Origin of the sequence: Sphingomonas qilianensis (genome assembly GCF_039614825.1) — a bacterium.
Lineage (GTDB): Bacteria > Pseudomonadota > Alphaproteobacteria > Sphingomonadales > Sphingomonadaceae > Sphingomonas > Sphingomonas qilianensis.
On sequence record NZ_JBDIMF010000001.1, the window covers coordinates 994,373 to 1,014,734 of the forward strand.

15 protein-coding genes and 1 pseudogene are annotated in these 20,362 nt (G+C 64.8%); 6 read left to right on the plus strand and 10 right to left on the minus strand.

Annotated elements, in window-relative coordinates:
* Positions 1 to 17 precede the first annotated feature (17 nt).
* Entirely contained in the window at positions 18 to 1,169 is a 1,152-nt protein-coding gene (locus ABC969_RS04835) for a hypothetical protein (RefSeq protein WP_345863347.1), read from the minus strand.
* Positions 1,170 to 1,349: 180 nt separating this feature from the next.
* Between ABC969_RS04835 and ABC969_RS04840 the strand changes: the two genes are divergently transcribed.
* On the plus strand, positions 1,350 to 1,481 hold the full coding sequence (locus tag ABC969_RS04840) for a hypothetical protein (RefSeq protein WP_345863348.1): 132 nt from the start codon (positions 1,350 to 1,352) through the stop codon (positions 1,479 to 1,481).
* Positions 1,482 to 2,146: 665 nt separating this feature from the next.
* On the opposite strand, the gene ABC969_RS04845 is transcribed toward ABC969_RS04840, so the two are convergent.
* On the minus strand, positions 2,147 to 4,633 hold the full coding sequence (locus ABC969_RS04845) for a PhoX family protein (RefSeq protein WP_345863349.1): 2,487 nt from the start codon (positions 4,631 to 4,633) through the stop codon (positions 2,147 to 2,149).
* 290 nt (positions 4,634 to 4,923) lie between these two features.
* Between ABC969_RS04845 and ABC969_RS04850 the strand changes: the two are divergent.
* From ABC969_RS04850 to rplL, 4 genes and pseudogenes are all read left to right on the plus strand, one after another.
* A pseudogene (locus tag ABC969_RS04850) lies at positions 4,924 to 6,299 on the plus strand (transposase).
* 179 nt (positions 6,300 to 6,478) lie between these two features.
* Positions 6,479 to 7,423, plus strand: a complete 945-nt coding sequence (locus ABC969_RS04855) for a hypothetical protein (RefSeq protein WP_345863350.1) — start codon at positions 6,479 to 6,481, stop codon at positions 7,421 to 7,423.
* A gap of 470 nt (positions 7,424 to 7,893) precedes the next feature.
* Complete coding sequence (gene rplJ / locus ABC969_RS04860; RefSeq protein WP_345863352.1) at positions 7,894 to 8,409, plus strand: 50S ribosomal protein L10; 516 nt, start codon at positions 7,894 to 7,896, stop codon at positions 8,407 to 8,409.
* A 107-nt stretch (positions 8,410 to 8,516) separates the two neighbouring features.
* On the plus strand, positions 8,517 to 8,891 hold the full coding sequence (gene rplL, locus ABC969_RS04865) for a 50S ribosomal protein L7/L12 (protein WP_332708485.1): 375 nt from the start codon (positions 8,517 to 8,519) through the stop codon (positions 8,889 to 8,891).
* Positions 8,892 to 9,105: 214 nt separating this feature from the next.
* Here rplL and ABC969_RS04870 read toward each other — a convergent pair whose 3' ends face one another.
* The 8 genes from ABC969_RS04870 to ABC969_RS04905 all read right to left on the minus strand — a co-directional run bounded on the left by ABC969_RS04870 (position 9,106) and on the right by ABC969_RS04905 (position 15,278).
* Complete coding sequence (locus ABC969_RS04870) at positions 9,106 to 9,672, minus strand: DUF1993 domain-containing protein (RefSeq protein WP_345863355.1); 567 nt, start codon at positions 9,670 to 9,672, stop codon at positions 9,106 to 9,108.
* A 31-nt stretch (positions 9,673 to 9,703) separates the two neighbouring features.
* Positions 9,704 to 10,507: a hypothetical protein gene (locus ABC969_RS04875; protein ID WP_345863357.1), complete on the minus strand. Its 804-nt coding sequence runs from the start codon at positions 10,505 to 10,507 to the stop codon at positions 9,704 to 9,706.
* Positions 10,504 to 10,716, minus strand: coding sequence for a helix-turn-helix domain-containing protein (locus tag ABC969_RS04880; protein ID WP_345863358.1), 213 nt, complete (start codon positions 10,714 to 10,716; stop codon positions 10,504 to 10,506). The genes ABC969_RS04875 and ABC969_RS04880 overlap by 4 nt, the downstream gene beginning before the upstream one ends.
* Positions 10,716 to 11,231 carry a DUF2975 domain-containing protein gene (locus tag ABC969_RS04885; protein WP_345863360.1) on the minus strand — a complete coding sequence of 172 codons (516 nt, stop codon included), beginning with the start codon at positions 11,229 to 11,231 and terminating at the stop codon, positions 10,716 to 10,718. The genes ABC969_RS04880 and ABC969_RS04885 overlap by 1 nt, the downstream gene beginning before the upstream one ends.
* Positions 11,232 to 11,285: 54 nt before the next feature.
* Positions 11,286 to 11,585: a type II toxin-antitoxin system RelE/ParE family toxin gene (locus ABC969_RS04890; RefSeq protein ID WP_345863361.1), complete on the minus strand. Its 300-nt coding sequence runs from the start codon at positions 11,583 to 11,585 to the stop codon at positions 11,286 to 11,288.
* Entirely contained in the window at positions 11,576 to 11,851 is a 276-nt protein-coding gene (locus ABC969_RS04895) for a ribbon-helix-helix domain-containing protein (protein ID WP_345863364.1), read from the minus strand. The genes ABC969_RS04890 and ABC969_RS04895 overlap by 10 nt, the downstream gene beginning before the upstream one ends.
* A 199-nt stretch (positions 11,852 to 12,050) precedes the next feature.
* Entirely contained in the window at positions 12,051 to 13,988 is a 1,938-nt protein-coding gene (locus tag ABC969_RS04900) for a CocE/NonD family hydrolase (protein ID WP_345863365.1), read from the minus strand.
* A 66-nt stretch (positions 13,989 to 14,054) separates the two neighbouring features.
* Positions 14,055 to 15,278 carry a hypothetical protein gene (locus tag ABC969_RS04905; protein ID WP_345863367.1) on the minus strand — a complete coding sequence of 408 codons (1,224 nt, stop codon included), beginning with the start codon at positions 15,276 to 15,278 and terminating at the stop codon, positions 14,055 to 14,057.
* Positions 15,279 to 16,134: 856 nt separating this feature from the next.
* Between ABC969_RS04905 and rpoB the strand changes: the two genes are divergently transcribed.
* Positions 16,135 to 20,286: a DNA-directed RNA polymerase subunit beta gene (rpoB, locus tag ABC969_RS04910; RefSeq protein ID WP_345863369.1), complete on the plus strand. Its 4,152-nt coding sequence runs from the start codon at positions 16,135 to 16,137 to the stop codon at positions 20,284 to 20,286.
* Positions 20,287 to 20,362 lie beyond the last annotated feature (76 nt).

Here is a 20,362-nt window from a genome sequence, read left to right on the forward strand (position 1 = left end):
ATACGCCTAGCCTTACGCTACGCGCCGGCGCTGCCCTGGGCAGCAGGCGCGTTGGTCACAGGCGAGGGGACAGGCGTATGCCCGTCCCCGCCGAAGTAGAGGGGGTCGCGAGCCATGCTCGCGACCCCTTTTCGTTGGCCGGGTTTGGGCGCGTCGATGTCGTGCAGCGCCTGGGTGGGGGCGCCCAGCACGGCGGCGCGGGCGCGCAGGCTGGCATCCAGAAACGGCGTGCTGCGCGCGAGGAAGCGCCGCGGGGTCGTGCCCAGAAACGTGTTCGCATCGCGCAGGAAATGCGGCAGATCAAAATAGCTCTGATCGAGCTTACCATAATCGATCGTGTGCCCCGGCCCCAGGATCCGCAGGAACGACCGCAGGAACCGCGCCCGGCGCAACAGCAGCTTGGGCGGAAAACCGAAATGACGCACCGCGAGCCGACGCAGTGCATGCGGCTCGAGCCCGAGCGTCGCGGCGACATGGCCGATCTCGGTCGATCCATCACGCGCGATAAAGGCCATCAACTGACGCACCAGCGCATCATCGCGCTGCACGCAGGCCGCGCCGCGGGGATGATGCAGCGGCGTGAGCTGTTCGCGCAGCAGCGCATCGAGCACGGGGGCGACCTGCCCCTCCCGATCGGTGGCGTGCAGCGCGGCGTGCAAGCGGGGGCCGAAATCACCCGCCACGGCGGTGGCGAGCGGCGCGACGCGATCGCGAAAGACCGCGGCGGGCTGATCGATCAACCGGCTCCAGCCCAGCGCGCTGATCCCGAAGCCGATCAGGATGCCGCTATTGGTGACGGCCCGCAGCGCGTGCGAGGTGGGGCCAAACAGGCTGACCTGCGGCACCGGATCGAACGTGCGCCGCGCGATCGACACGGAGAAGGGCTCCGCATCGATGGCAATGCGGATGCTGGCCGCGCCCGGCAGGAACCAATCGACCTGCCCGCGATGCCGCGTATCCGCGCAATAGACATGATAGCCGGTGATATAATCGGCGAGATCGTCGGCGGGCTGATCGTAGCGGATCGACATGCCGGGGGGCATAGCGAACGTATCGACCGCGATGCCCGGACAATTGGTACCGCCCAGCATCTTCCCCTGCCCGATCACCGCCCCGCGCTGTTCGGTCGGCAGCGTTTCACCCAAAACCGATCTATCAATGTTATGCACGGCGGCACTCCCTCAAGACCCGGCCGACTCGGCCCCCTGCAATAGATGGTATATGGTGCCGTAATTGATCGGGATTGTAAAAATCTCCTTGGCAGCTGCGGTATAGATGCGCGCATCACGGGGATAAAACTGATATGAGGTTTCTATCAGACCGAAACGAACACGTTCAGGACAATTGTTATGCATGTGTTGATGATCGCTTTGCTGATCGGGTGGGGCTTGCCGCTGAGCCTCATGATAATCGCCTATCTCGCGGCGCTGATCTCGCCGCGCGCACGCGTGTTCCTGCGCCGTCATCTCATCGCCGATTGAGGGTGACGCAAAACGGGCGGGGATTGCTCCCCGCCCGTTTTGCGGCGGCTTCTGATTATCGTGCGGGCGCTATATCCGGCACGATGGCAGCCCTGCGGTGCCGCCAGCCATCTTTCGCACGCGCGGGAACGGCTGTATCGCCCAGGTGGCCGAGGATCGCCGTTATCGTCGCAGGCCGAACATCGAGGTGGATGTCGACATCTCCGAATGGCTGATCATGCTGGCGCGGATCTTGCTCTGGTCCATTCTAGCTGCGAGCCGGGCCAGCTCGGAATAGCTGGCTGCGGTCCGACGATGGATGGCGCAGCATTCGGCGTCCATCGACGACTCGGCAAATTGCCGTGCCCTGGCCGCGCGCGCTTCGTATTCGTGCGGATTACATATAGTCGACATGAAGCTCTCCGTCCGATGGACGATGCTCGAGACCGCCTCAACCACCAAGACCAGCGATTACCCCATGCTAATACCGCCAATGATGGACTTCTTAATCTAGATCAGTTTTCTTACTAATTTTGCCAAGCCGGCGGTAGCTGCTTTTTAGCGATCTGCCCAAGCATGACGAGAGGTGTCCGACAATCGGTGGCCGGCCCCCGCCCCGGCCATTCCAGGCAAACACAAAGACGGGCCGGGATCGCTCCCGGCCCGTCCTCGTCCGACAGCGATCCTTACAGACCGATCACGCCGCCATCATTCTTGGTGATGACCACCGTGGCCGAGCGCGGGCGCGACGGCGTGGCGGGCGTGCCCGACTGGCTGGCGGGCCAGCTGCTGGTAATGTTCGCCGCATTGCCATTTTCGCCCGGATGCTGGACGTTGATGAATACCGATTTGCCATCCGGCGTGGTGAACACGCCGGTGATTTCGCATTCCTTCGGCCCGACGAGGAAGCGGCGCAGCGCCGTGCCCGGTGCCTTGCCGACGCGCGTGGCCTGCGTGCCCGTCGCGGCGCCGAGCGTATTGGTGATCGTCTTCACCGCACCATCATCGACCACGCCGGGGATCGCCGCCAGCATCATGCAGTTGGTGACATCGGTATAGGCGCCATCGTCGGTCTGGATCCACATCACCGGGGTCGCCTGACCCGTGGTGTTGCTGGGCAGACCGAACCACAGGCCATCGGGCGACGAGAAATCGTTGGTCGCATCGAGGCCCGACAGATTGATGTTGGCAGCATCGAGATCGCTGCCCGCGCCGAAGGCATAGATGTCCCATTTGAAGGTCAGCGCTTCGGACGTGTCGCCGGTTTCGCGCAGGCGGATGATGTGGCCGTTGGGGTTCCCACTGTTCCCGCCGCCTGTCGTCTTAGGGTCGGTATAGGCGCGGGGGTTGGCCGCATCGGTGTTGGCGACGGTGCGCGAGCTGTTGTTGGTCAGCGTGAGGTACATCTCGCCGGTCGCCGGATTGACCGCCGTCCATTCCGGACGATCCATCTTGGTCGCGCCGAGCACGTCGGCGGCAAGCCGCGTGTTGATCAGCACATCGGCCTGATCGGCGAACGGATACACCGTGCTGGCCGCGGTCAGCCCGTTCTGACCGAACACCAGCGGCAGCCAGGTGCCGCTGCCATCAGCATTGAGCTTGGCGACATAGAGGATGCCGGCATCGAGATACTTATCGCCCATCGCCAGGCGGTCGGCGTTGGTGGCATCCGCCGCGGCCCATTTGGCGGTCGACACGAACTTGTAGAGATATTCGTTCTGCGCATCATCACCCATGTAGAAAGCGGGCGACACGCCAGGCACGGTGCGGCCAATCACGCAGCCTTCGTGGTTCATGCGGCCAAGCGCGGTGCGCTTGCGCGGCACCGACGTCGCGTTGAACGGATCGATTTCAACGATCCAGCCATATTGGAACGCTTCGTGGCGGAAATCGGCCGTGCCATCCGCAGCGGTGCCGGCCCGCGCGGTGATGTTCCAGCGCGTGTACAGCGTGCTGGTGGTGTCTGCCGCGACGACCGTGGCCCAATTGTTGTTGCCGCCGCGACCTTCCGAGATGCCATAGCGCGCAAGCGAGGTATTTTCCTTGGCAGCACCGGCGGCGATGCGCACCGCGGCATCACCCGCCGTACGGCGGAAATAGCCGGCCCAATTTTCTTCCGCGGTGAGATACGTGTTCCACGGCATCGTGCCGTTGGCGCAATTGTTGATCGTACCGCGCCCGGCCGTGCCGTCCGTGGAATACAGCGTCTTGAGCTGCGTATCGCCTTTGGCCGGGCCGCTGAACGTCATCGGCGTCAGCGGAGTGATGCGACGATTGAGCGCGCCGCTCTGCAGATAGCTCCACGCGCCGCCCGCCGCGCGGTTTACCTCGACCACCGACACGCCGTGGCATTCGATTTCCTTGAGCGCTTCGGCCTCGGGGCGGACACCGCCGACCGAGGTCTGGCCAGCAGCGTGCAGATACGAAGAGGTAATGTTCTCGTGGTTCATTACCAGCAGGCCGCGCGTGTTGCTGGTGGGATCGGGCGCGGTGCCGGTGGCGGCGAGACCGAAATAGGTCATGCCATCATGATGATCGCCGGCGCGCTTGGAGAATTCGGTATCCGTGCCGTCATTCTTATAGGCGGCGACGCCGTTGGCGATCGGATCGCCCAGACGATACAGCACGGTGGCGGTGTAACCGGCCGGGACGGTGACGATATCGTCGCGGTTCTTGGCCACGGCGGTGAAGCCGAGCACGGCCGGGTTGATCGTGACCGTGGTATCCGCGGTGGTCGGGTTGTTGCTGATGCTGGTGCCGGTGAAGCGGAACACCAGCGGCGTGGCGGTGGTCACGCTCGGCGCGACGAACGTCGATACGGTGGGGCTGACCGTGGTCAGCGTGACGGGCGTGCCGCTGACCTGGGTCCAGCCCGAGCTCAGCGAATTGCCGGTGACCGAGCCGGTGAGCGTGACCGTCATGCCCGAGGTCGCGGTGCCATTGGCGCCGGCCGACACGGCAACGTTGGGAGCCTCATCGGGCTCCGACGAACCACAGGCGGACAGCATCGCGCCGCCGAATACCGCAGTGGCCATGGCCGAGACGCCGCCGAACAAGGTCTGGCGACGCGAATAGCGCGACGCGATCAGATCGTTGAGATGCGGATTGGCGGAGCGATTGGTATCGATATCGCCATCGTCATAGCCGAAGCTGGTCTCGGTGATCGCGTTCATGGCATATTTCCCCTGTTATGGCCCTGCGGCTCTGCACGACGCTGTGACGTGGGATCGCGGCAGCCGCGTTGCGCAACGGCGACAGGGGGGAGACGGTTTGGCGACGGATTTGTGACGCAGGGTGGGCGTGCCGGAATTGATAAACGGATCGCTACACAATCCGGCCACGGGGACGGGTTTGCACCCTGCTCTGGAAGCGGCTGGCATCGTCCGATTGTGTTGAAAAACGCTGGCTTGCAGTCTTGGCGGAGGCCTGATTCAATCGTTCCGAGGTGAACGGAGACGGGCCGATGATGGGCGAGCGGACAGTGGCGCAGGAGGCGTTGTTCTACAGCTTCAGTCTGGAGCGGCATGTTCCTGCGGATCACATGCTGCGCTCGATCGACCGGTTCGTGGACCTGTCGGGCATCCGCGAGCATCTGAAGCCGTTCTACAGCGAGATGGGACGGCCATCGATCGACCCCGAGCTGATGATCCGCATGCTCATCATCGGCTACTGCATGGGGATCCGTTCCGAGCGTCGGTTGTGCGACGAGGTGCATCTGAACCTGGCCTATCGCTGGTTCTGCCGGCTGGGGCTCGAGGCGGATGTGCCCGACCATTCGACCTTCTCGAAGAACCGCCATGGCCGCTTCCGCGACAGCGACCTGCTGCGCCGGCTGTTCGAAACGACGGTCGAGCGCTGCATGGCCGAGGGGTTGGTTGGCGGCGAGGGCTTCGCTGTCGATGCGAGTTTGATCCGGGCCGATGCCAATCGCCAGACTGGCGGCCCGGGGAGCGAGGGCCTGTCGCCCGACGCCGACACTCGTGCCGTTCGTGAGTATCTTGCCGTTCTCGACGATGCCGCATTCGGGGCGGCCACGCCGGTCGTGCCGAAGTTTCTGGCACCGGCGGATCCAGCGTCGCGCTGGACCTGCGCGCATGGCGGGCAGGCCTATTACGCCTACTCGACCAACTACCTCATGGATCTCGACCACGCCGTCATCATGGACGTGGAGGCGAGCACCGCGATCCGGCAGGCCGAGGTGACCGCCTGCAAACGGATGATCGAGCGCGTGCAGGACCGGTTTGGCGTCTGGCCCGAACGGCTGGCAGCGGACACGGGGTATGGCTCGGCCGAGATGCTGGCGTGGCTCGTTCACGAGCGCGATATCCAGCCTCACATACCGGTGTTCGACAAGTCGGTCCGACGTGACGGCACGTTCGAGCGCGCCGACTTTAGCTATGACATCGAGCGCGATGTCTACACCTGCCCGGCAGGAGAAGAGTTGCGCCGTTACTGGCTGAGGGCCGCGCCGCGAAGGAGCAACCGCCAGTCGATGGCCTGTACAGATACCGGACCCGCAAGGCCGCGTGCGACGCTTGCAACCTGCGGCCTCGGTGTTGCCCGAACGGACCACACCGGAAGATCTTGCGCTCCGTCCATGAAGGCGCCCGCGATCTCGCTCGCGATATTGCCACCACCGACGCCTATGTGACGTCTCGTCGAGAGCGCAAGAAAGTCGAAATGCTGTTCGCGCACCTCAAGCGCATCCTGAAGCTGGATCGACTAAGCCTGCGAGGTCCTAACGGCGCCAAAGACGAGTTCCTCCTCGCTGCCACCGCGCAAAACCTCCGCAAGATGGCCAGACTGATCCCGATGCCGACGCAGATGGCACCCGCCTGAGGCGTCGCGCGCGCCTAGCTCTGTTTTAGAACCACGGGCCTGCCCGGCGCCGACCCCGACTTTTTTAACAGAATCGCCCAGTTGCGGACGTTGAAACCATCTGCTCAAATCGCTGCTGTTTAGGCCGACGCAGTATTGATGAAATGCAGCGCCTTTAGAAACTGCCTCGGAGGATTTCGATGAGTCGTTTCTCGTCTTGGGGTTTGATGCTGTGCGTATCCTTCGACCTGATCGCGGTGCAAGCGCCTGCGGGAGCCACACAAGCGGGGCCGGACGCCTTGGTCGCCGCGCTGCCGCCGCTCGAGGGCATGCGGCTGACGCGATTTCAGGCCGGCATCTTGGGCATCACACAGCGCCATCTAATCGCTCTAAACCGGGGACAGGTCCCCGACGTCGAGGCGCTGTTGACGACGCATCACATGTGCTTTCGGACGATCGCCGCGCGGGCCGTACAACGGCGCTATGCCGGGATTGCCGATCAGTTATCCGCAGAGGAGCGCGGGCAGGTCATTGCACACCTGAGGGTGCCCGCGGCAGCGAAGCTGCTTGCCTTTGAGGAGGGGTCGGAGGCGCGGCTAGTGCTGACCCCAGCGGAGCTGCCGGTGGCGATGGGCGACGCGCCAGGCGTGAGCCGCTTTTATCGGTTGGTGCGCAATCGGCTACGCGAGATACGGCTGGGGGCGCCGGGACCCGAGTGCCAGCAAGTGATGGAGCGGGACTTCGCCACGCGTGCGATGAAGTTCGTGCCGTTGCCGCCTGAGCCCGGTGAGCAGGCAGCGCTCGCGCCCCTTCCGCCGGCGATCAAGGCGAAATTGAATCGCGAGGCGATGGGGGCGGTCTTGGCGGGCGTTGTGGCGCAGCTGAAGCGCTGCCGGATCGCGTCTTCTGAACAGGTAGGCGCGGACGCGATCGTCTGGCTCACGATCGCGTTCGATCAGCACGGCGTGCCAGTCGGCGCTCCCCAGATGGTGCGATCGACGGGCGAACCGAATGCGGTTGCGCAGGTGCGCGAGCACGGGAGCAACCTGCTGCAGCGTTGCGCACCCTTTGACGTAACTGGGATTGCTCCTGGGGTCGACGGGCGGCGGACGCTGACACTAAGGCTGCCGCCTGTGCTGCCCTGACCCGAAGCCGCGTGCGCAACAAGATAGAGGCCACGATGGCCCCAAACGTTAGATCGCCACGTCCGCTTTCCGCCACCTCCTGCCGTTGGCAGATTGGACAAACCATAACGACCTCGATCGGGGCATGCCTTGCGCCCTCTCTCGCCGCGCACGGACCCGCCGGGATTTGACTTTGCCCGGCATTGCGCTAACAGGCGCGCTCTCTCTGCTGCCGGTTTGCCGGGAGTCGAGAACCGTCCGAGACAGCAGGTGGTGGGGATTTGCCCCGTCTTAATGTCCTGCCTAGACGGGGAATGGATTTTTCCGCTTGGCGTGGTTTCCCGCGCTGACGGTCTGCTTGCTGCCCCAAAGCAGCCGAGTATCCCCATGCCCCTATCGACGGACAACCCGGATGCGCGGGGTGTTCCCATGCGTCCGGTATTAACCGGCCCGTCTGCTTCGGCATGCGGGCCAGACACGTGGAGAATGGCATGGATCGCGCTCAAAAGACCGAGCTCGTCGCCGAGCTGAACCGCAACTTTGCCGAAGTGGGCGTGGTGGTTGTCACCCGCAATCTCGGCATGACCGTTTCGCAGTCGACCAAACTGCGCAACGCGATGCGTGATGCCGGCGCGACCTACAAGGTCTCGAAGAACAAGCTTGCCAAGATCGCACTCGATGGCACGGATTACGGTTCGCTGAGCGACATGCTCACCGGCCCCGTAGGCCTGGCCAGCTCGATCGATCCCGTCGCGGCCGCCAAGGTGGTGGTCGATTTCGCGAAGACGAACGACAAGTTCGAAATCGTCGGCGGGGCGATGGGTGCGACTGCCCTCGACGTAGAAGGCGTGAAGGCGCTCGCAACGCTGCCGTCGCTGGATGAACTGCGTGCCAAGATCGTCGGCCTCATCGTGGCACCCGCCACGAAGATCGCCACGATCACGCAGGCTCCGGCAGCGCAGCTCGCGCGCGTGCTTTCCGCTTATGCGGAGAAGGAAGCAGCCTGAGCCACCTCCCTCACGGGAGACCTCAGGGCTTACTCGAGACTATTTCGTTGAACTGAACCGATGGGGCCCGCCAATTTCCAGGGGCGCCCCGATACTGGAGACTACACATGGCAGACCTGAACGCGCTGGTTGACAGCCTGAGCGAACTGACCGTCCTCGAAGCCGCTGAGCTTTCGAAGATGCTCGAAGAGAAGTGGGGCGTTTCGGCCGCAGCAGCGGTTGCAGCACCTGCAGCAGGCGGCGGCGCAGCTGCTCCTGCAGCTGAAGAGAAGACCGAATTCGACGTCATCCTGACGGGCGACGGCGGCAAGAAGATCAACGTCATCAAGGAAGTCCGTGCGATCACCGCGCTCGGCCTGACCGAAGCCAAGACGCTGGTCGAATCCGCTCCGAAGGCCATCAAGGAAGGCATTTCGAAGGACGAAGCCGAGAAGATCAAGACGCAGCTGGAAGCAGCCGGCGCCACGGTCGAAATCAAGTAAGCCGCACGCGGAGAGACGCTTTAGCCAAGGCTAAAGCGCACTCCCGCAAGGCCGGCCGGCAGCCGTCAGGCTGTCCGACGAGCATGGGCTTTGCCCATACTGGCCCGCAGCAAAAGGAATGGGCGGCCCCAGCGATGGTGCCGCCCTTTTCGCGTCAGTGCTATAGCGCCGAGACCGCCGGAGCGCGCTGGCGGCCGCGCCGCGCCTAACGTCACTACGGCGCGGGCATCGTGCCGGGACGCAGGTACGCGAACATGTGCGTGACATAATCCCCCTTGCCCAGTTCAACCCCCTGGTGCCGCAGGATCGCATAAGCCGCGACGAGGTGAAAGTAGAACTGCGGCAGCGCCCAATCCCGCGCGTATTGTTCGGCGGTGAGATCAAACACCATGCCCATCGGCAGCGCGTGGGCGATCGGGGTTTGGGGATCGATATCGCGCAGCTCCGACGCGACTGTCTCGACGATCGCCACGGTTTCCTCGATCCGCGCCTTAGCATTGGCGATGGTGCCGGGATGGTCGGCGGCGTTACGCCCCTCGTCCAGCAGAACCTGGATCGAGGCGGGCAACGCCTGCCCCTGCAGCCGGAACACGCCCTCCTGCGCCTGCACGCATGCGAAGCGGATCTGGGTGGACAACGAGAACATGTCAGGCGCGAGGCGCGCGGCAAGCAGCGCGCCCGCCTCGCTTGGCGTCAGCTGCGCCTCCGCCTTGCCGAGCCAGGCCGACAGCGCCTGCAGCATCTGTACGTAAGTGGGCACGAGAACGTCTGATAACGTCACGAAGGTTCCTTTCGGGTGAGCACCGCCCTGTTCAGGCCGGGGCGATAGCGCGATGGCCGCCCACCGGGCAAGCCGGCGTCTCCCACGCCGCCGCCCCCCGCCGTGCCACGATGAAGCGCGCGATGCGCACCTGCACCGCCGGCAGCGCCAGGGCCAGCACGCCGACGACCACCGCATCGAGCGTCAGCAGCAGATATTGCACGGCCGGCGCCTGCCCGATCGACCAGCGGTGGAGCATCTGGTGGAGCAAGCCGAGGGGCACACGCATGAGGAACATAACCGGCAGGGCCCAGAGATAGAGGAAGCGCGTCGTCTTGGCAGAGCTGATCGGGCCGTACCGATCGGTGCCCATCGCGGCGCTGACGAACCACAGGAACAGCAGCGGCTCGAGCACCTGCTGGCCGAGGCCCACCACCGTGCGCATCAACAGCGCCTGGTCCCGACCGCCGCCGGCCACGCCGACGACCAGCTCGGAATGGATCGACAGCGCCGCCGGAACGAGTTGGAACAGCACCACCCAGACGTACCGGCGGAGCGCCGACCGCGTCGGCCGCACCGCGTCGCGCGCATCCCCGGTGATGTAATAGCGCATCGCCATGAAGCCGACGGCATAGAGGATCAGCATCTTGGGCCAGGCGAACGCCATGCGGATCGGCGTTGCGCCCGCCGCCTTGCGCACCGCGCTGTCCGGCGAGAAAAAGCCGACCTGCAGCTCCACCATGTGCTGCGCGAACTCGATCCCGATCATCAGTGCGACGAGCCAGGGCAGCGCCCGCGCCGCGCCCCAGCTGTCGCGGAACGCGCCGCCCCAATTAACGAAAAATGCCTTGATCATGTCTCTTCCCCCTCGATCCGCAGCACGTCCCCCGGCTGGCACTCCAGCACGGTGCAGATCGCTTCCAGTGTTGAAAAACGGATTGCCTTGGCCTTGCCGGTCTTGAGGATCGACAGATTGGCCAAGGTGATATCCACCGCCGCCGACAGCTCGGTCAGCGTCATGCCGCGTGCCAGCAGCAGATCGTCGAGCTTGACCGTGACGGGCATCAGACGGTCATCTCGAGTTCGTCGCGCATGCGCGTTCCGACGCTGAACACGCGCGCGAGGATGAACAGCAGGAGCACGGCGAACCAGCCTCCAAACGACGGCGACCAACCGCCGGTTTCGATATCATGCGATGCCAGCACCCAGGCGACCAAACCAAACGCCAGATCGAGCAGTTGAATCATCAGCAGGGCCCAGCCCACCGCCTGTAGCCGGTCGGCATTGGCGGCGATGAACGGATCGCCGGCCTGCGTGGTCGCAATCATCGCGCGCAGCCGCGTCAGGATCACGTGCAGCGGCGGCCCGGCGACGACGCCGAGTAGGAAGATGACGCGCAGCGCGACCAGCACCGGTTCCACCGGTTGCGACGGATATTTCGCCGCCAGCATGGCCAGGATCGCCGGGGCGAAGGGGAAGGACAACAGCAAGCCGGCGGCAAATCCGGCGACGCACACCCAGTTGAGGATGTTGGCCAGGGTGAGGGCGACACCCCCGACCCGCAACAGACGATCATTCATGCGCGACTCCTTATCGATAAACGATATTATCGTTTATCGATAAGGTCAAGCATTCTAGCGATCAGGAGTCGAACATGCCGAGCCAGTCGCGGGAGCCGTGGAGGATGCGCAGCACTTCGATGTGCATGCCGGCAGCACGTAGAGGATCAGAAAGCCGGCGTGGCTCAGCTTGTGCACGGGCCTGCCATCGAACCGGCCAACGATCGGAAAGCGCTGCGGGTGCCGATCAAGCGAGCCGCAGCGTGCTTCTAGTTCATCGACGAACGTGAAAGCACGCATCGGATTGCCCAACGCGATATGATCACCGATTTCGGTAAGGCCGGCACGCGCCCCGAAACCGATGATCACTTGCATGCCGCAGACCGCTCCTCCGCTGCCATGGCAAGGTATTTCGCCTTGAGCTCGGCGAACACCTCCTCCGCCGGATAGACCCGCCCGGCGTCGATATCGTCGAGGCCTTTCTGAATCTCCATCTCGAAGCGCGCCCAGCGGGCCGCGTCGATCGCGACGCGGCGGATGCCTTCGCGCAACACGTCGTCACGCGTGCCGTAGCGCCCCGTCGCGACCAGCCGGTCGAGCGTGGCTTCTGATTCATCGCCGAGATCGATGCCGTCCGTCATCGCGCACCTCCGAGCCGAAGAAGATAGGTTGCGCGGGCCGCTATCAACCCAGGCGGGCGCTCTTAGCGCTCGTCCGGCTGAACCTGTTTCAGCATCCAGGCGCGATCGTCCGCCTCGCTGACGGTGTCGATGTGGCTGCTGGCCGCACCTGGATCCTGAAACGAGTTCAGGATGACGGTAGGACGGGGCGATCGACCCGCTACTTCGCCAGCGCCGCCGACTGGTCCACCGCCACCACCGGCAGCCACACCGCGCTGGCCGCCGCGCCGCCGCGTTCGATCGTTACCGTGGCCTTCTGGTAATCGCTTTTCTTCGCCAGGAAGATGTTGGGGACGAATTTCTGCGGGTTGCGATCGTACAGGGGGAATTGCGAGGACTGGATCTGCACCATGATGCGGTGGCCGGGCTGGAACACGTGGTTCACCGTCGGCAGACGGAATTTGTAGCGCTGAACCTTGCCCGCCGGGATCGCGCTGGGGTGCGCGAAGCTGTCGCGATAGCGGCCGCGGAAGATGTCCTGGCTGATGGGCAATTGGTAGCCGCCCATCTTGGCGTCGCTGGCCATCTCGCCCGGATAAACGTCGATCACTTTCACGACGAAATCGCCGTCGGTGCCGGTCGTCCTGGCGAAGATATCGGCGATCGGCGCGCCGGAGACGCGCACCGCTTCGCTAAGGACGGGCGTTTCATAGGTCATCACATCGGGCCGGCCGTCGACGCCGCGCTGATCGCTGACCAGCCAGTCGCCCCAGCGGCCATCGCCGAAATTGACCGGGCGCGGCAGATGCGGGACGGGCTTGGCGGGATCGGAGACGTAGCTGTCGCCCCCTGCCCCGCCACGCTCGAAGCCGAGCCCGCCGCTGCCCTGCAGGTAGATCGGCTTGAGCGGTGACGCGCAGCCCTGCTCGCACGCCAGCGGCCAGGTCGCGAATTTGTCCCAATGATTCTCGCCGGTATTGTAGATCGTCGCGGCTGGGAGCGTGACCGCCGGGCCGTCCTTCAGATACTGGTTGAACAGCGGCAGCACCATCTGCTCGCGGAATTGCTGCGCGGTATCGCCGTCCCACTGGAACGCACCGAGGCTGCGGCCTTCGCGATTGATCTGGCTGTGCCGCCACGGCCCCATGACGAGGAAATTGTTGCCGGTCTTGCCTTTTGCCTTGAGCGCCTCCCACGCGGTGATCGCGCCGTACATATCCTCCTGATCCCACAGCCCCTGTTCCCAGATCGTCGGCACGTTGGAGGGATTGGCGGCGAGCAATTTGTCGAGCGCCTGCCCCTGCCAGAAGGCATCATAGGACGGGTGCGCGACCATGCGCTGCCAATAGGGCAATTGCGCATAACCGGACTTCTCCGCCCAGGCGCCGGCCGAGCCGACGTCGCGGAAATTGTCGTAATCGTCATAGCCGCCGGTCGGCGGGGCCTTGCCCGCGCCCTTATAGCCGGTCTGGCCGCCGAGCCAGGCGATGTTGGCGAGGCGGAAGGCGCCGTAATGGAACCAGTCATCCCCCATCCAGCCATCGATCATCGGGCTTTCCGGCGCGGCGACTTTCAGCGCGGGGTGCGGGTTGAGCAGCGCCATCGCCACCGTGAAGCCCTCATAGGATGAGCCGATCATGCCGACGCGGCCGTTACTTTCGGGAAGATTGGCCTTGTTCACCAGCCACTCGATCGTGTCATAGGCATCGGTGACGTGATCGACCTTGGTCGGGTTGAGCGGGCCGATCACCGGGCGGGTGACGACATAATCGCCCTCCGAGCCGTATTTGCCGCGAATGTCCTGATAGACGCGGATATAGCCGCCCTTCACGAACATCTCGTCGGCGAGCGGCAGCGTGGAGAGCATGCTGGTGCTGTCCTGCCGCCTGGCGCGGCTGCCCGCATCATAGGGCGTGCGGGTGAGCACGATCGGTGCGTTCTTCGCGCCCTTGGCAACGACGATCACCGTGAACAGCTTGGTGCCGTCGCGCATCGGGACCATCACGTCGCGGCGCTCGAAATCGTTGGCGGCGGTGGGCGGGGTGAATTTGGCGGGGATATCGCCGGTGGGCACGGGCGCCTGCTGCGCGGTGGCGGAGACGGCGAGCGCGGTGCAGGCCAGAAGGGTGAGAAGGCGCGGCGACGTGATGTTGATCATCGGATACTCCCTGGAGGGCCTAGCTTGCGCCATTGCCCGGGCGAGATCAATCACTTGGGCAGGAGCCTAGCGCTCCACCGCGAGCGTGTGCGGGCGCGCGCCGACGCGATCGAACATGCGCGGCCCGGTATCGAGCCGGAACGGCGCCATCTTGGCCTCCGCCCCCTTGTCGATGCCGATGACATAGGCGCCGGCGACCTGACCGCTGGCCGCGGTGCCCCAGCCATAAAGGAGGTTGAGCGACAGCAACGGCACGAAGAACGGGCGTTCCTGCACCGTCATTACGTTGAGCGCCTCCTGCGGCAGCATCGCCATGCCGGCCAGCGACACTTGCTCGCTCGCGGCGAGATTGAACGGCGCGACGGCCGGGCGGCCGATCGGCGCGGCGTAAAGCGCGGCGAGAAACGCATCCTGCTCCGCGCTGGCGCTCAACAGGCGCAGATCGAGCTGGATGCCGATGGCGGTGGCGTCTCCGATATTGCGCACGTCGAGCTCGTAATCGACCGCCGCGCTGGTGAGATTGGTGCCCGCGCGGACCACGCGCAGCGTGAGCTCGAGCCGGGCGCGCGGCGCCTCGGGCTGCGCCACGCGCAGGAAGGACGGCGCCGGCGCCGTTGGTACGGGCGCGGGTATGGGGGCGGGTATGGGGGCGGCGGCGGTGGGCAGCGGCGCCGGAGGGTCGTGCCGCTCGGGCTGGGGCGGCGCGGTATCGCTGAGGTCGATCGCGATCTCCTCCGCCTCGATGAAAGCCGCGCGCTGGCGGCGGCGATAGCGCTGATAGAGCAAGGCGGCGAGGCCGAGCGCGGCCAGCAGCAGCACGATGGCGAGTATGATCAGCCGGGAATCGGTGCGCGAGCCCGCAACCTGCTGCGGCTCGGATGCGGGCGTGGGCATGGGCGTGAGCGCGGGCGTGGCGACGGGGCGCGGCTGGGGCGCGGGCGGCGTGGCCGGGGTTTCGATTGGCGGCAGCGGCGCGGGCGCGATCGGCGCGGCCACCGGGGGCGCGGCGGGGCGCGGCGCGGCGGATGCCGGGGTCGGCGTGGCGCGCGGCGTGGGCGCTGGCATGGGGGTGGCGCGGGGGGTGGCGCGGGGGGTGGCGCGCGGCGTGGGAGCTACGGTCGGCACGGCGGATGGGGCGAGCGGCGCCTCGGTCGGGCGGGGGCGCGGGCCGCGGAGATCGAAACCTTCAAGCCCGGGCACCAACTGGCCCTGCTCGTTCTGCGCCACGGCGGGCAGCGCCGCGAGCAGCAGCGGGACGGCGATCAACGATAAAGCTAAGCGACAGGCCACGCGTCTTTTCCCGAACAGTTCACGCGAGCGCCATAGGGCGGGCGCGGCGGGCGCGGCAAGCCGGGAGGGACGATCGGGCGCGCTGGCGGGGTCGCTGGCGGTGTTCGGGCGTCGGGGGAAGAAGGTAAGACTCGCACGAAGACACGAAGACGCGAAGACGCGAAGAGAAGATGGATCTTCACCGCTTCGTGGCTTCGTGGCTTCGTGCGACATCTGCTTGCGCGCGCTGTCGACCTGGAAGGACGCTCGACTGACCCGCGATTACCAGTGATCCTCCCCCGCCAGGGGGAGGTGGCATGCGCAGCACGACGGAGGGGGCGGTTCGCGACACTGGCGGCGGGAGTCCGCCCCCTCCGTCGCCTTCGGCGCCACCTCCCCCTGGCGGGGGAGGATCGTTGGAGCGAACTTTGGTTAGGGACGAGACACTGCCGCTGGGACCCGATTGCGGACCACTCTTCATCGCCAGCAGCTCGAACGGCAAGGTGGCCTCCGATCACCTCCGCCGGCGCTTGATGCGCGGCAGACCCCGGACCAAGTCCGGGGTGACGATCTTAAGGTCATGTGCTACCCAAAGCGGGCGGGAACGCGTGCCGGGCCTCGCGGGATTTTGTTCCCTCGGGCGTTTGACTAAATCCGCCCCTGCGCCTATATCCGACTTCCACCACAATCCTCGGGAAATGATGTGCCGTCGCGCAGTGCATCGATCGTATTGGGAATTTTGGTTTCATAGACGCCGACAAGCTGCTGTTTTCCGAGGAGGATAACACGCGGCTTTTTGGCGTTTTCTGCGTGCCCGCCCGGGCGATCCGGGCACCTAATTTCGGCCTCACCAGGCCAAGACCGAGGGCAAGACTACATGGCATCCAAGGCATATGACGGCGGCACGCTGAAGCGTCGCATCCGCAAGGTTTTCGGCAATATCCACGAAGTCGTGCAGATGCCGAACCTGATCGAGGTTCAGCGCGAATCGTATGAGCAGTTCCTGCGCTCCGATCCGGCGACCGGCTATGTTTCGGGCCTTGAGAAGACGCTGCGTTCGGTGTTCCCGATCCGCGATTTCGCCGGCACCGCCGAGCTCGACTTCGTCAATTACGAGCTTGAGCCGCCGAAGTTCGACACGGACGAGTGCCGCCAGCGCGGCATCACGTATGCCGCGCCGATGCGCGTTACGCTGCGCCTGATCGTGTTCGAGGTGGACGCCGATACCGATGCCCGCTCGGTGCTCGATATCAAGGAGCAGGACGTCTATATGGGCGACATGCCCCTGATGACGGGCAACGGCACCTTCATCATCAACGGCACGGAACGCGTGATCGTCAGCCAGATGCACCGCTCGCCGGGCGTGCTGTTCGATCATGACCGCGGCAAGACGCATGCCTCGGGCAAATATCTGTTTGCGGCACGCGTGATCCCGTATCGCGGGTCGTGGCTCGATTTCGAATTCGACGCCAAGGACATCGTCAACGTTCGCATCGATCGCAAGCGCAAGCTGCCGGTGACGGCATTGCTGTACGCGCTCGGCATGACGTCGGAGGAAATCCTCAACCACTTCTACAACCGCGTGACCTTCGTCCGCGGCCAGGGTGGCTGGATCATTCCGTTCCAGGCCGAGAACTGGCGCGGCCAGAAGCCGATGTTCGACATCATCGATGCGAAGACCGGCGAAGTCGTGTTCCCGTCGGGCCAGAAGATTTCCCCCCGCGCCGCCAACAAGTCGGCCAAGGACGGTCTCACCGATCTGCTGATCCCGACCGAGGAAATCTTCGGCCGGTACAGCGCCTATGACCTGATCAACGAGACGACCGGCCAGATCTATATCGAGGCGGGCGACGAAGTATCGGCCGACAATCTCGAGCTGCTCGACAAGGCCGGGATCGATCGCATCGAATTGCTCGATATCGATCACATCGCGACGGGCCCATGGATCCGCAACACGCTGAAGGTCGACAAGGCCGAGGAGCGCGAGCAGGCATTGAGCGACATCTACCGCGTCATGCGCCCGGGCGAGCCGCCCACGCTGGAAACGGCGGAAGCCTTGTTCAGCGGGCTGTTCTTCGATCCCGATCGCTACGATCTGTCGGCGGTCGGTCGCGTCAAGCTCAACATGCGTCTCGACCTCGATGCCGAGGATACCGTGACGACATTGCGCAGCGAGGATATCCTCGCGGTGATCAAGACGCTCGTCGATCTGAAGGACGGCAAGGGCGATATCGACGATATCGACAACCTCGGTAACCGTCGTGTCCGCTCGGTCGGCGAATTGCTCGAGAACCAGTATCGCGTCGGCCTGCTCCGCATGGAGCGCGCCGTGAAGGAGCGCATGTCGTCGGTCGACGTGTCGACCGTCATGCCGAACGACCTGATCAACGCCAAGCCGGCGGTGGCCGCGGTGCGCGAATTCTTCGGCTCGTCGCAGCTGTCGCAGTTCATGGATCAGACCAACCCGCTGTCCGAAGTCACCCACAAGCGCCGCGTGTCGGCGCTTGGACCAGGTGGCCTGACGCGCGAGCGCGCGGGCTTCGAAGTCCGCGACGTTCATCCGACGCATTATGGCCGCATCTGCCCGATCGAGACGCCGGAAGGCCCGAACATCGGCCTGATCAACTCGCTGGCGTCGTTCTCGCGCGTCAACAAGTATGGCTTCATCGAGACGCCGTACCGCAAGGTCGTCGATCACAAGGTGACGGATGACGTCGTCTATCTGTCGGCGATGGAAGAAGCCAAGCACACGATCGCGCAGGCCAACGCCGATCTCGACGCGGATAACGGCTTCACCGAGGAACTGGTCTCGTCGCGTCAGGCGGGCGAATTCCTGATGGCGATCCCGACCAACATCACGCTGATGGACGTTTCCCCCAAGCAGCTCGTCTCGGTTGCCGCATCGCTCATTCCGTTCCTGGAAAACGATGACGCCAACCGCGCGCTGATGGGCTCCAACATGCAGCGTCAGGCCGTGCCGCTCGTCCAGGCCGAGGCGCCGTTCGTCGGCACCGGCATGGAAGAGACCGTGGCGCGTGACTCTGGCGCAGCGATCTCGGCCAAGCGCGCCGGCATCGTCGATCAGGTGGATGCGGCACGCATCGTCATCCGGGCGACCGGCGACGTGGAAGCGGGCCGATCGGGCGTCGACATCTACACGCTGATGAAGTTCCAGCGCTCGAACCAGAACACCTGCATCAACCAGCGTCCGCTGGTGAAGGTGGGCGACGTGATCAACGCCGGCGACGTGCTTGCCGATGGCCCGTCGACCGAGTTTGGCGAGCTCGCGCTGGGCCGCAACAGCCTCGTCGCGTTCATGCCGTGGAACGGGTATAATTACGAGGATTCGATCCTCATCTCCGAGCGCATCGTGAAGGACGACGTGTTCACGTCGATCCACATCGAAGAATTCGAAGTGATGGCGCGCGACACCAAGCTCGGGCCGGAGGACATCACACGCGATATCCCCAACGTCGGCGAGGAAGCACTCCGCAACCTCGACGAAGCAGGCATCGTGTATATCGGCGCCGAAGTGGAGCCGGGCGACATCCTGGCCGGCAAGATCACCCCCAAGGGGGAATCGCCGATGACGCCGGAAGAAAAGCTGCTCCGCGCGATCTTCGGCGAGAAGGCGTCGGACGTGCGCGATACCTCGCTCCGCCTGCCGCCGGGCGTTGCCGGTACGGTCGTCGAGGTGCGCGTGTTCAATCGCCACGGCATCGACAAGGACGAGCGCGCGATGGCGATCGAGCGCGAGGAAATCGAGCGGCTGAAGAAGGATTCGGACGATGAGCGTTCGATCCTCAACCGCGCGACCTGGAGCCGGCTGCGCGAGATGCTGATCGGCCAGACCTCGACTTCGGTGCCCAAGGGCCTGAAGAAGGGCGCGGTGATCGATCAGGATCTGCTCGACCAGGTCGATCGTCACGAATGGTGGAAATTCTCGGTTGCCGACGACAAGGCGCAGAGCGATCTCGAAGCGGTCAAGGTGCAGTATGACGATGCCGTGAAGGTGATCGTCGACAAGTTCCAGGATCGCCGCGACAAGCTGGAGCGTGGCGACGAGCTGCCGCCAGGCGTGCTCAAGATGGTCAAGGTGTTCGTGGCGGTGAAGCGCAAGCTGCAGCCGGGCGACAAGATGGCCGGCCGTCACGGCAACAAGGGCGTGATCTCGCGCATCCTGCCGGCGGAGGACATGCCGTTCCTCGCCGATGGGACGCCGGTGGATATCGTGCTCAACCCGCTGGGCGTGCCGAGCCGCATGAACGTCGGGCAGATCTTCGAAACGCATCTCGGCTGGGCGGCGCGCAATCTGGGTCAGCAGATCCACACCGCGCTGGAAGATTGGCGTGAGGCCAATCCCAACCCCGAAACCGGCGCGATGCCGGAAGCGGTCAAGGCGCGTCTGCTCGAAGTGTATGGCGAGCATTATGCGGCGGAGATCGAGGCACGCAGCCCCGAGCAGATCATCGAGCTGGCAAGCAACCTGAAGACCGGCGTGCCGATGGGCACCCCCGTGTTCGACGGTGCCCGCGAGGCCGATGTGTCCGACATGCTGAGCCTTGCCGGGCTGCACACGTCGGGTCAGTCGGAACTGTTCGACGGGCGCACGGGCGATATGTTCGATCGCAAGGTGACGGTGGGCATCATCTATATGCTGAAGCTCCACCATCTGGTCGACGACAAGATCCACGCACGGTCGATCGGGCCGTACTCGCTCGTCACGCAGCAGCCGCTGGGTGGTAAGGCGCAGTTCGGCGGGCAGCGCTTCGGCGAGATGGAGGTCTGGGCGCTCCAGGCTTACGGCGCGGCGTATACCTTGCAGGAAATGCTCACGGTGAAGTCGGACGACGTGGTCGGCCGCACCAAGGTCTATGAGGCGATCGTCAAGGGCGACGACACGTTCGAGGCGGGCATTCCGGAGAGCTTCAACGTGCTCGTCAAGGAAATGCGCTCGCTGGGCCTGAACATCGAGCTGACCAGCGTGGAACAGTTCGACACCGACGGCGTCGCCATCGCGGCGGAGTAAGCACCTTCTTCCCCCCTCCCGCTTGCGGGAGGGGTCGGGGGAGGGCCTGTTGGGTCAGGCGCTTCCTCACGACATC

Coding starts and splice junctions, on each gene's coding strand:
- ABC969_RS04880 (WP_345863358.1), bottom strand. CDS start 10,716: ATGCCCGTCACGGTCAAGCTCGACGATCTGCTGCTGGCACGCGGCATG.
- ABC969_RS04885 (WP_345863360.1), bottom strand. CDS start 11,231: ATGAATGATCGTCTGTTGCGGGTCGGGGGTGTCGCCCTCACCCTGGCC.
- ABC969_RS04855 (WP_345863350.1), top strand. CDS start 6,479: ATGAGTCGTTTCTCGTCTTGGGGTTTGATGCTGTGCGTATCCTTCGAC.
- ABC969_RS04840 (WP_345863348.1), top strand. CDS start 1,350: ATGCATGTGTTGATGATCGCTTTGCTGATCGGGTGGGGCTTGCCGCTG.
- ABC969_RS04875 (WP_345863357.1), bottom strand. CDS start 10,507: ATGATCAAGGCATTTTTCGTTAATTGGGGCGGCGCGTTCCGCGACAGC.
- ABC969_RS04845 (WP_345863349.1), bottom strand. CDS start 4,633: ATGAACGCGATCACCGAGACCAGCTTCGGCTATGACGATGGCGATATC.
- rpoB (WP_345863369.1), top strand. CDS start 16,135: ATGGCATCCAAGGCATATGACGGCGGCACGCTGAAGCGTCGCATCCGC.
- rplL (WP_332708485.1), top strand. CDS start 8,517: ATGGCAGACCTGAACGCGCTGGTTGACAGCCTGAGCGAACTGACCGTC.
- rplJ (WP_345863352.1), top strand. CDS start 7,894: ATGGATCGCGCTCAAAAGACCGAGCTCGTCGCCGAGCTGAACCGCAAC.
- ABC969_RS04895 (WP_345863364.1), bottom strand. CDS start 11,851: ATGACGGACGGCATCGATCTCGGCGATGAATCAGAAGCCACGCTCGAC.
- ABC969_RS04900 (WP_345863365.1), bottom strand. CDS start 13,988: ATGATCAACATCACGTCGCCGCGCCTTCTCACCCTTCTGGCCTGCACC.
- ABC969_RS04890 (WP_345863361.1), bottom strand. CDS start 11,585: ATGCAAGTGATCATCGGTTTCGGGGCGCGTGCCGGCCTTACCGAAATC.